Annotated in this window: 14 protein-coding genes; 9 read left to right on the top strand and 5 right to left on the bottom strand. The window is 61.6% G+C overall.

Annotation, left to right across the window (positions count from 1 at the left end; all coding sequences use genetic code 11):
- Positions 1 to 60 precede the first annotated feature (60 nt).
- The 6 genes from AOA62_RS29125 to AOA62_RS29100 all read left to right on the top strand — a co-directional run bounded on the left by AOA62_RS29125 (position 61) and on the right by AOA62_RS29100 (position 6,303).
- Positions 61 to 579 carry an RNA polymerase sigma factor gene (locus AOA62_RS29125; RefSeq protein WP_017138011.1) on the top strand — a complete coding sequence of 173 codons (519 nt, stop codon included), beginning with the start codon at positions 61 to 63 and terminating at the stop codon, positions 577 to 579.
- The gene (locus AOA62_RS29120) at positions 576 to 1,538 is read left to right on the top strand and encodes a FecR domain-containing protein (RefSeq protein ID WP_099550398.1); all 963 of its coding nucleotides are present in this window, start codon (positions 576 to 578) and stop codon (positions 1,536 to 1,538) included. Before AOA62_RS29125 ends, AOA62_RS29120 begins: the two co-directional genes overlap by 4 nt.
- 206 nt (positions 1,539 to 1,744) lie before the next feature.
- On the top strand, positions 1,745 to 4,174 hold the full coding sequence (locus AOA62_RS29115; RefSeq protein WP_099550397.1) for a TonB-dependent siderophore receptor: 2,430 nt from the start codon (positions 1,745 to 1,747) through the stop codon (positions 4,172 to 4,174).
- Between the two features lie 61 nt (positions 4,175 to 4,235).
- A complete protein-coding gene (locus AOA62_RS29110; protein ID WP_099550396.1) occupies positions 4,236 to 5,339 on the top strand; it encodes a PepSY domain-containing protein in 1,104 nt (367 codons plus the stop codon).
- Positions 5,336 to 5,518 carry a hypothetical protein gene (locus tag AOA62_RS29105; protein WP_056857805.1) on the top strand — a complete coding sequence of 61 codons (183 nt, stop codon included), beginning with the start codon at positions 5,336 to 5,338 and terminating at the stop codon, positions 5,516 to 5,518. The genes AOA62_RS29110 and AOA62_RS29105 overlap by 4 nt, the downstream gene beginning before the upstream one ends.
- 155 nt (positions 5,519 to 5,673) lie before the next feature.
- Positions 5,674 to 6,303, top strand: coding sequence for a glutathione S-transferase family protein (locus AOA62_RS29100; protein ID WP_099550395.1), 630 nt, complete (start codon positions 5,674 to 5,676; stop codon positions 6,301 to 6,303).
- Between the two features lie 186 nt (positions 6,304 to 6,489).
- On the opposite strand, the gene creD is transcribed toward AOA62_RS29100, so the two are convergent.
- The 4 genes from creD to AOA62_RS29080 are packed head-to-tail and all read right to left on the bottom strand — an operon-like array spanning position 6,490 to position 10,510.
- Positions 6,490 to 7,842: a cell envelope integrity protein CreD gene (creD, locus tag AOA62_RS29095; RefSeq protein WP_099550394.1), complete on the bottom strand. Its 1,353-nt coding sequence runs from the start codon at positions 7,840 to 7,842 to the stop codon at positions 6,490 to 6,492.
- 51 nt (positions 7,843 to 7,893) lie between these two features.
- Positions 7,894 to 9,333, bottom strand: a complete 1,440-nt coding sequence (gene creC / locus AOA62_RS29090; protein ID WP_099550393.1) for a two-component system sensor histidine kinase CreC — start codon at positions 9,331 to 9,333, stop codon at positions 7,894 to 7,896.
- Positions 9,333 to 10,001 carry a two-component system response regulator CreB gene (creB, locus tag AOA62_RS29085; protein WP_017138003.1) on the bottom strand — a complete coding sequence of 223 codons (669 nt, stop codon included), beginning with the start codon at positions 9,999 to 10,001 and terminating at the stop codon, positions 9,333 to 9,335. The genes creC and creB overlap by 1 nt, the downstream gene beginning before the upstream one ends.
- 8 nt (positions 10,002 to 10,009) lie before the next feature.
- Positions 10,010 to 10,510, bottom strand: coding sequence for an ATP-dependent zinc protease (locus AOA62_RS29080; protein ID WP_017138002.1), 501 nt, complete (start codon positions 10,508 to 10,510; stop codon positions 10,010 to 10,012).
- A 196-nt stretch (positions 10,511 to 10,706) separates the two neighbouring features.
- Between AOA62_RS29080 and AOA62_RS29075 the strand changes: the two genes are divergently transcribed.
- The gene (locus AOA62_RS29075) at positions 10,707 to 11,594 is read left to right on the top strand and encodes an acyltransferase (protein ID WP_099550392.1); all 888 of its coding nucleotides are present in this window, start codon (positions 10,707 to 10,709) and stop codon (positions 11,592 to 11,594) included.
- Here the strand turns inward: AOA62_RS29075 and AOA62_RS29070 are convergent.
- Positions 11,591 to 12,163 (bottom strand): DUF2780 domain-containing protein, encoded by a 573-nt coding sequence (locus tag AOA62_RS29070; protein ID WP_017138000.1) that lies wholly within the window; start codon positions 12,161 to 12,163, stop codon positions 11,591 to 11,593. The genes AOA62_RS29075 and AOA62_RS29070 overlap by 4 nt on opposite strands.
- Positions 12,164 to 12,314: 151 nt before the next feature.
- On the opposite strand from AOA62_RS29070, the gene AOA62_RS29065 reads away from it, so the two are divergent.
- Positions 12,315 to 12,941, top strand: coding sequence for a sigma-70 family RNA polymerase sigma factor (locus AOA62_RS29065; RefSeq protein ID WP_017137999.1), 627 nt, complete (start codon positions 12,315 to 12,317; stop codon positions 12,939 to 12,941).
- Positions 12,938 to 13,615, top strand: coding sequence for an anti-sigma factor (locus AOA62_RS29060; RefSeq protein WP_099550391.1), 678 nt, complete (start codon positions 12,938 to 12,940; stop codon positions 13,613 to 13,615). Before AOA62_RS29065 ends, AOA62_RS29060 begins: the two co-directional genes overlap by 4 nt.
- Positions 13,616 to 13,829: the final 214 nt, after the last annotated feature.

The following is a 13,829-nucleotide window of genomic DNA, read 5'->3' as shown; positions in this document are numbered from 1 at the left end:
CTCTGACACAATCGCGAATAATTCTCGTTAGTTTAAACCCCTTGTTTATTCGGTGATGCCTTGTCGTCGGTCCAAACCCCACACAGTGAGCTTGTTGGCGCGTTGTATCGCGACCATCGTGGCTGGCTGTTGGCGTGGCTGCGACGCAATGTGGCCTGCCCGAGCCGCGCCGAAGACTTGAGCCAGGACACCTTCATACGCCTGCTGGGCCGGGACGAGCTGCGCGAACCGCGCGAGCCACGTGCGTTCCTGGTGGCCATCGCCAAAGGCTTGCTGTTCGACTACTTCCGCCGCGCGGCGCTGGAACAGGCCTACCTCAGCGAGCTGATGCTGATCCCGGAAAGCGAACACCCCTCGCCCGAAGCACAGCAACTGATCCTCGAAGACCTCAAGGCCATCGACCGCCTGCTCGGCAAGCTGTCGAGCAAGGCCCGCGCTGCCTTCCTCTATAACCGCCTCGACGGCCTGGGCCACGCCGAAATCGCCCAGCGCCTGGGTGTGTCGGTGCCACGTGTGCGCCAGTACCTGGCCCAAGGCATTCGCCAGTGCTACATCGCACTGTATGGCGAGCCGCTGTGACAGGCTCCAAACCGGTCACCGCCCGTGTGCTGGATGCGGCGATTGCCTGGCAACTGTCGCTGGGCTCAGGCGACGGCAGCCTGGTTGCACAGGAAGAGTTCGCCAAATGGCTGGCCAGTGATGAAGAACACGCACGCGCCTGGCGTCAGCTGGGCATGCTCGACCAGCGCTTCAGCGTAGCTTCTGGCCCGGCGCGGGCGGCGCTGTTGCAGTCACGCCAAGGCATTCGCCAGCGCGTGCGCAAGTTGGGCGGCGGTTTGGCCAGCATCGCGCTGGTGATCGGCCTGGCGCTGTTTACCGGTGAGCGTTACGTGCCGATCCACTATTGGCTGGCCGACCAGCGCACAGCGACCGGCGAACAACGCACGCTGAAGCTGGCCGACGGCACACTGATCAACCTCAACACCCACAGCGCCATCGACGTGCGCTTTGATGAAAAACGCCGATTGATCGTGTTGCAGGAAGGCGAAATCCAAGTCGAAACCGGCCACAACGATGCGCGGCCGTTCTACGTGCAAACCCGCGACGGCAGCCTGCGCGCCCTGGGCACGCGGTTTATCGTCAGGCGCGAAGACGACGCCACGCGCCTGAGCGTGCTGCAGTCTGCCGTGGCCGCCCAGCCTGAGGCGCTGCATCAGGAGCAGATTTTCAAGCAAGGCCAGCAAGTGCTGATGCGCAGCGACGGCCTCGGCCCTGCGCGGGTGGTCGAACCCGCCGCAGACGCCTGGACACGCGGCATGCTGGTGGTCGACAACGCGCGCCTGGGCGATGTGGTTGCCGAGCTGAGTCGTTACCGCACCGGCTACCTGGGCGTGGATAAAACCGTGGCCGACCTGCGCATCACCGGCAGCTTCCCGCTGCACGACACCACCCTGGCGCTGAATGCCCTGCTGCCGACCTTGCCGGTGCAGATCGAGCAGCACACGCCGTGGTGGGTGACCGTGAAGGCTAAGCCTTAGGTTTTTCAGTGCCTGGCCGATCGCCTTCGCAGGCAAGCCAGCTCCCACCTTTGGAATTGTGAACACCGTTAAAGGTGGGAGCTGGCTTGCCTGCGATGAGGCCCTCAAAGCCACCTCAGAAAAATATTTTCACCCAGCCCTATCACTTTCTGATTCTCATCCGGCACCTAGGCAATTGAGAAATATTTTCATTCAGGAGCCGCCCCATGTACCGCACGCTAGACACCTTGTTGCGCCCCAGCCTGTTAGCCATGGCCATTGCCCTCAGCGCCCCGCTGACGAGCACCGCGCTGATCGCCGCCGAACAGGCTAGCAACGTGCGCGCCTACAACCTGCCGGCTGCGCCATTGGCGAGCACCCTGAACCAGATCGCCAGCCAGTCGGGCCTGGCGCTGACGCTGAACCCTTCGCTGGCAGCGGGCAAGACCTCAGCACCGGTCAAAGGCCAATTCGATGCCCAGGGCGCGTTGCGCGAGGCGTTGCGTGGCACCGGGTTGCAATTGGAGCAAAGCAGTGCCAGGACGTTTACGCTGGTGCCTGTCCCGGAAGGTGTCGTGGCGTTGCCAGAGACCAGCATCATTGCCCAGGGCAGCGATGAAAGCGCCTGGGGGCCAGTCGACGGCTACCTGGCCAAGCGCACCGCCGCTGGCACCAAGACCGACACCGCGCTGGTCGAAGCGCCGCGCTCGATCTCCGTCGCCACCCGCGAGCAGATGCAGGACCGCAACGTCCAGAACCTGGATGACGCGGTTAAATACATGCCCGGCATCGTGTCCGCCAGCTACGGCAGTGACACCCGCTATGACTGGATGCGCGTGCGCGGCTTCGAACCCACGCAATTCCTCGACGGCCTGCCACTGCCACGCGGCGTGTACGCCAACCCCAAAGCCGAAACCTGGAACCTCGACCGCCTCGCCCTGCTGCGTGGCCCGGCCTCGTCGGTCTACGGCCAAACGCCGCCGGGCGGCCTGCTGGACATGGTCAGCCGCCGTCCCAGCGCAGAACAAAGCAGCGCCATCCAGGTGCAATACGGCAGTGACAACTACCGCCAGATCAACTTCGCCAGCACCGGCAAGATCGATGATGAAGGGCAGTTTCTGTATGGCCTCAGTGGCGTGGTGCGCGATGCCGGCACTCAAGTCGATCATATCGACAACAAGCGCTACAACATTGCGCCCAGCCTGACCTGGAATATCGACCCGGATACCAAGCTGACTTTCCTGTCGCAGTTCACCCGTGACGATACCGGTGCCACCAGCCAGTTTTTGCCGATTGTTGGCACCAAAATCGACTCTCCACTGGGCAAAGTCTCCCACCACAAAAACCTGGGCGACCCGGATTACGAGTACTACGACCGCACCTACTACGCGTTGGGCTATGCCTTCGAGCATCGTTTCAACGATACCTGGCAGTTCAAGCAGAATCTGCGCTACACCAAGTCGGAGTTGTCATTCCAGCAATTGACAGTCGGCGCCTATGCCTACTATCCGGTTGACGCTGCCGGCAATATCGACCGCACCTCCACCAACGTTGACGAGAACATTGGCCAATTCGCGGTCGACAACAACTTCCAGGCCGACTTCGCTACCGGTGACGTCACCCACACCTTGCTGCTGGGCCTGGACCACCAGCGCACCGATACCTCATACCTGTCGATCTACGATAGCGCGGGGCGCGTGAACATCTTCAACCCTGCCAACACCACGCCGGTCGTGCGTCCGGCCCGCTCCACCGCGTACTACGACTACAACCAGAAAACCGTGCAGACCGGCCTCTATGCACAAGACCAGATGGCTTTGGACAAATGGCGCCTGACCGTGGGCGGGCGTGAGGACTGGGTGCATCAAGGCACAACCTACTTCAATAAGAACGATGCGACCAATACCGACCGTAGCAAGAACTTCAGTGGCAATGCAGCACTGAGCTATGTGTTCGACTCAGGCTTTGTGCCCTACCTGTCCTACGCCGAGTCATTCCAACCAGCCAGCAACGCCAGCGTCGACCCACTCCAGTCGTACAAGCCCACCGAAGGCAAGCAATGGGAACTGGGTATCAAATACCAACCGCCCGGCTCCAACACCTTGCTGAGTGCGGCAGTGTATGACCTGACCCAGAAAAACGTGCTCGTCACCAGCACCGGCGCAGGCGGCCAGTCGGTCACCGACCAGACCGGCGAAGTCAAAGTCAAAGGCCTGGAGCTGGAAGCGGTGTCTGACGTGACCGAAAACCTTAAGGTGATCGCCGCGTACACCCTGGCCAAATCCGAAGTGCAAAAAGGCAACTTCGAAGGCAACCGCCTGCAGTTGATGCCCAACCAGCAAGCCTCGCTGTGGACTGACTACACCTGGCACAACGGCGTGCTCGATGGTTTTGGCATTGGCTTTGGCGCCCGCTACACCGGCAACACCTACGGTGACCAAGGCAACACGTGGCTGGGCAAGGCCAACGCCTACACCGTGTTCGACGGCGCCGTGCATTACGACCTTGGCCGGCTTGATAACAGCCTCAAAGGCGCCTCGGTGAAACTCAACGCCACCAACCTGTTCAACAAGGACTACATCTCCACGTGTGACGGGTCCTACTGCTACTACGGCGACCAACGCAGCGTCGTCGCCAGCGCCACCTATCAGTGGTAATCGGCTGAGTTAACAACCGGGCCGCCCTGTGGGCGGCTTCGGTTTGTCTGAAGGCTAGAAAATGAAAAGCAAAACCATCCGCCGCTGGTCCTTCATCCACACCTGGACCAGCCTGATCTGCACGGTATTCCTGCTGCTGCTCGCCCTCACCGGCTTGCCGTTGGTGTTTCACCACGAGATCGACCACCTGCTGGGCAACGAGCCGGAACTGGCACAGATGCCCGCCGACACGCCGCAGCTGAACCTTGAGCAGTTGGTGACCAAAGCCCAGGCTCATCGCCCCGGCGAGGCCATGCAGTACCTGGCGTGGGACGAAGACGACAAAAACGGTGTGATCGCGATCATGGCTGCCACGGCCGGCACCGAGCCCAACTCGTCCCACACCTTCATGCTGGATGCGCGCACCGGTGAGGCCGTGGAAACCCCGGCGGCCAATGGCGGGTTGACCCTGTTCCTGCTGCGCTTGCACGTGGATATGTTCGCCGGGCTGCCAGGCAAGTTGCTGCTGGCGTTCATGGGCATTCTGTTTGTGGTGGCAATTGTCTCGGGTACGGTGCTGTACCTGCCGTTTATGCGCCGGTTGAAGTTCGCCACCGTGCGTAAAGACAAATCCACCCGTCTGCGCTGGCTCGACCTGCACAACCTGATCGGCGTGGTCACGCTGACCTGGGCGCTGGTGGTGGGTGTCACCGGCGTGATCAGCGCCTGCGCCGATTTGATCATCGCCGCCTGGCGCCAGGACAGCCTCAGCGCCATGATCGAGCCGTACAAAAACGCGCCGCCGCTGACCCAACGCGCACCGGCCACCGAACTGCTGAGCATCGCCGCCAAGGCCGCGCCCGGCATGGAGCCGGACTTTATCGCCTTCCCCGGTACGCGCTTTTCCAGCGAACACCACTACGCGGTGTTCATGAAGGGCAGCACGCATCTGACCTCACACCTGCTCACGCCGGTGCTGATCGACGCCAGCACCCTGGCCGTCACCGCCATCGCCGAACGGCCGTGGTACATGGACGCCATGGGCATGTCCCAGCCGCTGCACTTTGGCGACTATGGCGGCATGCCGATGAAGATCCTCTGGGCGGTGCTGGATGTACTGACCATCATCGTGTTGGGCAGCGGTGTTTACCTGTGGATTGTGCGGCGTAAGGCGGCCAAGTCATGAAGCCGCGCCAATCGAGTTTCTGGAAGGTATTCGGCATTCCGCTGGGGATTGGCCTGCTCAGCGCTGCCGGGTTGTTTGCGGCGCTGTTGGGGGATGGGCTGTGGGATTCGTTGAGTTGGGTGGGGTTGGGTATTCCGGCGGCAATTGGTACTTGGGCCTTGCTCAAGCGGCGTGGCTGAAGGCCTCATCGCAGGCAAGCCAGCTCCCACAGGTTGATGTGTGTACGCAGTCAAGTGTGGGAGCTGGCTTGTCGAGTCGTCGCACCGCTGCGATAGGGCCTTCAAAAACAACCACAATCCTACTAGGCTAGCCCTGCCATTTCCGAGGAATGCCCATGTCCGCGCCCAGCATGACCTTGTTTCACAACCCCGCTTCACCCTTTGTTCGCAAAGTCCGCGTGCTGCTGATCGAGACCGGCCAGCAGCACCGCGTGGCCTTGCATGGCTGCATGCCGACGCCGGTCAACCCCGACGCACAGGTGGTGCAGGACAACCCCGTGGGCAAGATCCCGGCCCTGCGCCTGGCCGATGGTTCGGTGCTGCACGACAGCCGGGTGATCCTCGATTACTTCGACCACCAGCACGTCGGCAACCCGCTGATCCCGCGTGACGGCTCGGCCCGCTGGCGCCGCCTCACCCTCGCCTCGATGGCCGACGGCATCATGGATGCCGCCGTGCTGGTGCGTTACGAGACCGCCATGCGCCCGGCAGAAAAACACTGGGACCAATGGCTGGAGGAGCAGCGCAACAAGATCCACCGCACCCTCGCCGAGCTGGAAAGCGATGCGATTGCCGAACTGGCCAGCCACTTCGACATCGCCGCCATCAGCGTGGCCTGCGCCCTGGGTTACCTGGACTTTCGCCACCCCGACCTGCAATGGCGCGCCAGCAACCCCAAGCTTGCCGACTGGTATGCCGGGGTCAGCCAACGGCCTTCGATGCTTGAGACCCAGCCACCGGTGTGACATTCACACCCATCCAGTGTGGGAGCGGGCTTGCCCGCGATGGCGGCATGTCATTCAGCACATTGGTTTCTGACCCACCGCATTCGCGGGCAAGCCCGCTCCCACATTGAAGAGTGGTGTTGCTGAGGAAGGTGGCAATCCCGGCCACCAATTGCGCGCGCACCTGCTGATCTTCACGCAACCCAATCATTGCGCCACCTCCCGACCTTTGCGCTTGCCCACGCCATACCAATCCAGCTTGCGCGTCAGCACCATCACCGTACCCAGCAGCCCGAACAGCAGCAGCGAGCCCATCAGCAGCGCGTAATCTTCAGCGCTCAGCAGCCCGTACAACAAGCCATACAACGCCGCCAACCCCGCCGAAAAGCCCAGGCCATGCACAACACTGCGCAGCACATGGCACACATAAAAGCCGATCAACAATACACAGGCACTCGCCGAGATCAGGTAGGCCAACGCAAAGCCCAGGTGCTCGGACAACGACAACAGCAGCAGGTAAAAGAACGCCAACGCGAAGCCCACCAACGCGTACTGAATCGGGTGTACCGCGAGGTTCTTCAGTACTTCGAAGAGGAAGAAGCCGGCAAACGTCAGGGCGATAAACAGCAGCGCGTATTTGATCGCGCGGTCGCTCTTGAGGTACTGGTCCACCGGGTCGATGAAGTTCACGCCAAAGCTGCGGTTGGTGAAGTCTTCACAGCCCTGGCGGTCCAGGCAGGTTTGCAGGGCTTGTTCGAGGTTGGTGGAGAAAAACGAAGTCTGCCAATTGGCGCTGAAGCCCTTGTCAGTGACCTCTCGCTGCGCCGGCAGGAAGTTGCCGATAAAACTGGGGTGCGGCCAGTTGGACGCGAGTGACACCTGGCTGGTCTTGCCCACCGGCACCACTTGCAACTGTTCGGTGCCCTGCAGGCGCAGGTCAAAAGCGAAATCCACCACGCTCGGTTGTTTGCTGTCCTGCGCGGGCAGCGTCACATGCACGCCCTCGCCCAACCAGTCCACTTGCGAGCCTGGCGAGAACGCCAGCCGTTGGCTGCCCAGCTCAAGCTTCAGGGCGTTTTCGATGCCACGAATATCGCTGATACCCACCGCCAGAAACGCAGGCTCAAAACGGTAATCGGCAAAGTTTTCTGTAATGCCCAACTGCGCTGGCAACTCGAAACGCCCACTGATGCGGTTGTCTGCATGGAACAGTCGCGCCTGGTAGATGCCACGCGAGCGCAGTTCGGTTTGCACCTTGCCGTCGAGTTCAAAGCGGTCCGGCAAAAAATACAGACGGCCGCGCTCTTCACGGGTTTCCTCGTAGCGTTTGTTGAGCTTTTCATTGAGTTTCCACTCGCGCACGGTCTTGCGATAGGGCACTACCATTACTGGGCCGGTAATGCGCTGGCTGTAGCTGGAGCTGCGGGCGATGTCCATCAATACGCCGTCGCGCAGTTGCTGGCGGTCGCTGATGATGCCGTTGATCATCAGCAGTGGAATCAGCAACAGCAGCATCAGCAGCGCAATGGCGCCAAGTTTGAACAGCAGGCTTCGGTTCATGGGGCTCTCCCTGTTTTGATGGGCAGAGCGTGAACCGCGCCTGTGGGAGATTTATGTGGGCACTGTGGAGACTGTGTGGAGATGCAGCACCACCTGCACGCCGCCTTGCACATTGCCGATCTGCAATGCGCCGCCGTGCAGCTTCATCACTTCTTCGACAAAATTGAGGCCCAGGCCGGTGCTTTTGCGCCCACTGACCGGGCGCGGCAACGAGTAGAAGCGCTCGCTCAGACGTGGCAAGGCGTAGTCGGGAATCGGCGCAGCCTGATTGAACAGGCTGACCTGCACCTCGTTATGCTGCGCCTGTGCGCTGAATCGCAAGGTGCCGCCGGGCGGTGTGAAGTCCAAGGCGTTATCGAGCAGATTGCCCAGTGCCTGGCGCAACAGGAAAGGCTCACCGAACACCTTCACATCCGCCGCTATCGTCTGTTCGACCTGCAGGCCGGCGCCTTCGATTCGTGCACATTGAGCCTTGAGTACCTCGTTGACCAAGGCAGCCAACGGCATGCGGGTCTGTTCTTCCAAACCCTGGCGCTGCTCCACCTGGGCAAGGTTAAGCAATCGCTCGATCAACTGCTGCAAGCGCGCACTTTCGCTGTCGATATTGCCGATAAAACGCTGCTGCTGCTCGCGGCTCATATCGCCCTGCAACAATTCCGCCGCGCCGCGAATGGCGGCCAGCGGGCTTTTCAATTCGTGGGTCAAGGTGTGCACGTAATGCTCGACGTAGGCCTTGCCTTCCAGCTGCGTGCGCATGTGCTCCACAGCGGTGGACAGCTGTTTGAGTTCGCCGCCACGGTAATGCGGCAACTCGGCCCGGCGCCCTTCGCTCACCGCCTGCGCATAGGCCGTGAGCCGATGCAGCGCCACACTCAGCCACCACGACAGCAATGCGCCCAACAGCAGGCCCAAAACCACCAACCCGGCGCCGTACCAGAGCAAGCGGTTCTCGGTGCGATCCACATAAGGCTGCAACGAGCTGTTGGGCTTGGCCACCGTTACCACGCCGATGATTTGCCCGTTGTCGCGGATCGGCGCGCCCACGTGCATCACCGACGAAGTGGGATCGTCCAGCTCGCTGCGGGTGGAACGGGCGCCGTACTCACCCCGCAAGGTGAGGTACACGTCGTTCCACCGTGAATAGTCCTGCCCCACCGCTTCGCCCGTGGAATCGAGCAGCACGATGCCGTTGGCGTCGGTCACGTAGATGCGGTGGTTAACCTGGTTTTTCGGCAGGCCCCAGATGGTCGCGCCGGGCTGGCGATTGCCGTAGGCCTTGAGCAACTCAGGCCAGTGGCTTTGGCCGAGGGTATGATTTTTTACGTCATCGCGCAGGATCTCAGCCAGCAGGTTCGCCGTGTCCACCAAAGTTTCTTCGGTGGACTGGCGCACGCCGGGGCGGATTTCCTTCATCACCGTGTTGAGCACAAAGTAACCGGTGAGGCCGATAAACAGCGCATACACCAGGAAGATCCGCAGCCCCAAGCGCATCAGCTGTGGCTCGGGCTGTAGCTGTAGCCGAGGCCACGATGGGTCTGGATCGGCTCGGCATCCGCCGCAATGCCCCGCAGTTTGCTGCGCAGGCTTTTAATATGGCTGTCGATATTACGCTCGTAGCCGGCATCGGCCGGCACGCCCACCGCGTCGAGCAATTGCTCGCGGCTGAACACCCGCTCGGGCTGCTCCAGCAAGCTTTGCAGCAGGCGAAATTCATGCCGCGTAAGGCTCAAAGCCTGGCCGCGATAACTGATCTGCATGCGCTCCAGGTCGACCTGGAACACGGCCGGCGCGGCACCTGGGCTGACGCGTTTGAGAATCGCCCGAACCCGCGCCGCCACTTCCCGTGGGCTGAAGGGCTTGACCACATAATCGTCGGCGCCGATCTCCAGGCCCACCACCCGGTCAATCTCGCCGTCGCGCGCACTGAGGAACATCACCGGCACTTCACTGAAGCGGCGCAGTTGCTTGCACGTCTCAAAGCCGGTGATGTCCGGCAGGCCGATGTCGAGGATGATCAGGTCGGCAGGCGTCTGGCGTTGATGCGCCAGCGCCTCCTGGCCAAGGCTCAGCCAGGTAGTGGTGAACCCCTCGCCTTGCAGGGCAAAGATCAGCGTGTCGGCTATCGCCGCTTCGTCTTCGACAATCAGGATGTGCGGCATAGGCTCGATCAGCAGTCCGGTTTGTCGGCAGTGTAACGACGGGCCGGGTTAACCGCCGCACCGAACTCACGCAGGGCCTTGGCGCCGATCAGCAACGGGTAGTTGAAACTGCTGCGGTCAGTGAGGTTGACCTCGACGGTGCGCTTGACGTTGCCCAGGCACATTTCCAGGTCGATCACCGGGCGCTTGGCCACGGTGGCTTCGTCCTTGTCCTCGTCTTCATCGGCGCGGCTTTTGATTTTGCTGATGCGCGAGACTTTGTGTTCAAAAACCTTGTCGCTGGCGTCCTTGCCGCCGAGGCGGAAGCGCACCCAGTCGTCGCCGTCGCGCTGGAAGGTTTCGATATCGCGGGCCGACAGCGAAGCGGTGAGCGCGCCGGTGTCCATCTTGGCCTTGAAGGTTTGGCCGATCTCCGGCAGTTGGATGTATTCGTAGCGACCGTAGAGGGTCGGTTCGGCGGCCATGACGGGCACGGCAGCCAGGGCGAGTAAGGCAAGGAGCAGTTTCACGAAGTGATTTCCTTGGAAAGAAGTAGGCGGATTCTAGACCGCAAAAGCGTTGTTTAGTTAGATCGTTCCCACGCTCTGCGTGGGAATGCAGCTCTGGACGCTCCGCGTCAGCTCACATTCGTGCAGCAATTTGCGATTTGGCCTCTAGACTCAGCTTGCTTATCATGACCCGCCCACCCGATTCCAAGAGTTACTTATGCGCCGCCTGCTCACCGGCTGTTTTGTCACACTGCTGTTATTGCTCAACACCCTGGTGCTGTTCGGCCCGTTGATGGTGTTTGCCCTGCTCAAGCTGGTAGCGCCCGGCCGCTTTCGCGACTACGCCTCTTGGGCCGTGATGTGGATCGCCGAGACCTGGGCCGAGATCGACAAACTGATTTTCGCGCTGTGCATCCCCACCCAATGGGACATTCGTGGCGGCGACGAACTGCGCGGCGATACGTCTTACCTGGTGATCAGCAATCACCAATCCTGGGTCGATATTCCCGCACTGATCCAGGCACTCAACCGGCGTACGCCGTTCTTCAAATTCTTCCTGAAAAAAGAGCTGATCTGGGTGCCCTTCCTGGGCCTGGCCTGGTGGGCGCTGGATTACCCGTTCATGAAGCGCTACACCAAGGCCTTTCTGGCCAAACACCAGGAACTGGCGGGCCAGGATTTGAAGATCACCAAGCAGGCGTGCGAGCTGTTCAAGCGCCAACCGGTGACGGTGGTCAATTATCTGGAGGGCACACGGTTCAGCGAGGCCAAGCGCAAGCAGCAGGATTCGCCATTTGCCCGCTTACTCAAGCCCAAAGCGGGTGGCGTGGCGTTTGTGCTGGCGGCCATGGGTGAGCAATTGGACGCGGTCCTCGACGTGACGGTAGTCTACCCGCAGCAGAAGATCCCGGGGTTCTGGGACTTGATCTGCGGCACAGTGCCGAAGGTGATCATTGATATCCGCACCCGTGAGCTGGACCCGGCGTTGTGGCAAGGGGATTACGAGAATGATCCGGCGTTTCGCCAGACCGTCCAGAACTGGGTGAACCAGCTCTGGATGGAGAAGGATGCGCGCATCGCACAACTGCGCGCAGAGTCGCTTTAGCTGCCAGTACCCCAGGCCGAAGCCAGTTTGCCCAGCACCGATTCGCTGGCGCCCTGGCCGCCCAGGTACTTGAGGATCACCGGGGCAAATTGGCTGACCATGCCGCTGTCCATGCCCAACGCGCTGAAGGCGGTGTTCAGGTCGTTGGTGCTCTTCACGTTACCCAACAAACCGTCCAGGCCGCTGGTCTTGCTGCCGCCGCTCTGGCCGAGCATCCCGCTCAACGCGCCGAGGCTGCCCAGGGAGTTGCTGCCCGAGAGTTGATCCAGGCCCGGCACACTCTTGCCCAGTTGCGAGTAGTCGGTACCGCTCAGTTTGTTCTTGGCCAGGCCCAGCATGGCGCCGGTACCGCCCACGGCTTGTTCGGGGGTGATGTTCAGTTGCGAGGTCAAGGCGCTCAGCAGGCCGGCGGTCTCAGAGCTAGGCGCCGCAGCCGCCGCCTTGTTGTTGCTGCCCTGGGCACCGGAGACGGCATTGGCCACGTCACCGAGGCTGAAACCTGCGGCAAACACCGGGCTGGCGGCCACGGTCAACAGGCAGGACAGGGCGAAACCGCGTGAAATCTTCATCAAGACAACCTCTGAATGTAGGAGCTAAAAGCAGGCGTTTGACTGACAGTCCCGAAGGAATGTTCCCACCTGCAGATTAGTTCAGAAAAATCTGCATCCAAATGTTCCCCGCGCGCGTATATCCCACAAGCGCCGCCCGGAGTCGGATGGAATGAATGCTCAAGCTGGACTACCCTCTGCCTACCGTGCGCAGTCCCGTCGCCCTCGAACGAGAGCCTGGAGAAGCCCTATTTCCATTCATGATGCTGACCCGTTGCAGCCCTTGCTGGCCCAATGTGCCCTGGGCAACCGACAGGCGTTCGAGACCCTTTACCGCAGTGTTTCGCCACGGCTGCACGGTGTCGCGTTTCGTTTCATGGGGCGCGCAGACCTGGCCGAAGAAGTGCTGCAGGAGGCCTTTGTGCGTATCTGGTACAACGCTTCGCGCTACGAGGCCCATTTGGCCGCGCCGATGACCTGGATGGTCAACATCACCCGCAACTTGGCCATCGACCAATTGCGCAAACACCGCGAACAGCCATTAGCTGAGGGCCAGCAAGACGCCATGCTCGACGACAGCCCCAGCGCCTACGAACAGCTCGACAGTGAGCGCGAAGCCCGCGCCCTCAACCGCTGCCTCGACACCCTCGACGGCATGCAACGCCAATCGATTACCGTGGCTTACTTCCAGGGCCTGTCGTGCTCGGAACTGGCCGACCACTTGGCGGCGCCCCTGGGCTCGGTCAAATCCTGGATTCGCCGCGGCATGGAGCGCCTGCGCAGGTGCCTTGAATCATGAACTACCAAACCACCACCCTGCGCCGCGCCCTCGCTGCCGATTACGCCATCGGGCTGATGCCCGCCACTGCCCGTCGGCGCTTTGAAAACCTGCTGCTGGACGATGCCGCGCTGCGCGTCGAACTCGGCCATTGGCAGGATGCCCTCGCCAGCCTGACTGGCGCCGTGCCCGAGCGGCCGGTGCCGGATCATGTGTGGGCAGGCATCAAGGCACGCATTGAGCCGCAAGTGCTGCACGTGCCAGCGAAGAAACCGTTCTGGATGAGTTTTCGCCTGCTGGCCGCTGCCTGTGCGGTAGTTGTCGCAGTGCTGGTGGGCGTGCTGTATCAGCGTGATATCGGCGCCGAATACAACGCCACGCTGGTCGCGGCCAACCAGCAACCGGCGTTGCAGGTCCAGGCGTTTGGCGATCACCTGCAAGTGGAGCCGCTGACGTTGGCGGCTGTAGAGCCGAAGCGTGCCCTGGAACTGTGGGTCATTGCGGCCGGTGGCAAACCCGTCTCCCTGGGCCTGGTGCCGAGCTCGGGTAAAGGCCGAATCCAGCTGAGCAAGGAACAGCAGGCGCTGTTGACTGCACCCGCGACCCTCGCCGTCAGCCTGGAGCCACAAGGCGGCTCACCCACCGGACAACCCACCGGCCCCGTGCTGTACCAAGGTGCCCTGGCCACTCGCTGACACAACTCAATCAATGTGGGAGCTGGCTTGCCTGCGATGGCGGTGGCTCAGCCAAGGATAAGTTGACTGGCCCGCCGCTATCGCAGGCAAGCCAGCTCCCACATTTGAGCTTCATTGGCCGAGCGACTTGCTCCCGGCGGAGGATGGCGCTTATAGTTCGGCGGTCGTCCATATGGCGACACGGGTTTGGCGACTCGATTGAAATAATGCATGC

Origin of the sequence: Pseudomonas sp. 2995-3, assembly GCF_002742565.1 — a bacterium.
GTDB classification, from domain to species: Bacteria; Pseudomonadota; Gammaproteobacteria; order Pseudomonadales; family Pseudomonadaceae; genus Aquipseudomonas; species Aquipseudomonas edaphica.
The sequence above is the reverse complement of the archived record's forward strand: the minus strand, read 5'-3'. Positions and strand labels throughout refer to the sequence as shown.

Excerpts from the sequence above, each read along its gene's own strand:
- AOA62_RS29115 (WP_099550397.1), top strand. The coding sequence starts at position 1,745 with ATGTACCGCACGCTAGACACCTTGTTGCGCCCCAGCCTGTTAGCCATG.
- AOA62_RS29110 (WP_099550396.1), top strand. The coding sequence starts at position 4,236 with ATGAAAAGCAAAACCATCCGCCGCTGGTCCTTCATCCACACCTGGACC.
- AOA62_RS29105 (WP_056857805.1), top strand. The coding sequence starts at position 5,336 with ATGAAGCCGCGCCAATCGAGTTTCTGGAAGGTATTCGGCATTCCGCTG.
- AOA62_RS29100 (WP_099550395.1), top strand. The coding sequence starts at position 5,674 with ATGTCCGCGCCCAGCATGACCTTGTTTCACAACCCCGCTTCACCCTTT.
- creD (WP_099550394.1), bottom strand. The coding sequence starts at position 7,842 with ATGAACCGAAGCCTGCTGTTCAAACTTGGCGCCATTGCGCTGCTGATG.
- creC (WP_099550393.1), bottom strand. The coding sequence starts at position 9,333 with ATGCGCTTGGGGCTGCGGATCTTCCTGGTGTATGCGCTGTTTATCGGC.
- creB (WP_017138003.1), bottom strand. The coding sequence starts at position 10,001 with ATGCCGCACATCCTGATTGTCGAAGACGAAGCGGCGATAGCCGACACG.
- AOA62_RS29075 (WP_099550392.1), top strand. The coding sequence starts at position 10,707 with ATGCGCCGCCTGCTCACCGGCTGTTTTGTCACACTGCTGTTATTGCTC.
- AOA62_RS29070 (WP_017138000.1), bottom strand. The coding sequence starts at position 12,163 with ATGAAGATTTCACGCGGTTTCGCCCTGTCCTGCCTGTTGACCGTGGCC.
- AOA62_RS29065 (WP_017137999.1), top strand. The coding sequence starts at position 12,315 with ATGAATGCTCAAGCTGGACTACCCTCTGCCTACCGTGCGCAGTCCCGT.
- AOA62_RS29060 (WP_099550391.1), top strand. The coding sequence starts at position 12,938 with ATGAACTACCAAACCACCACCCTGCGCCGCGCCCTCGCTGCCGATTAC.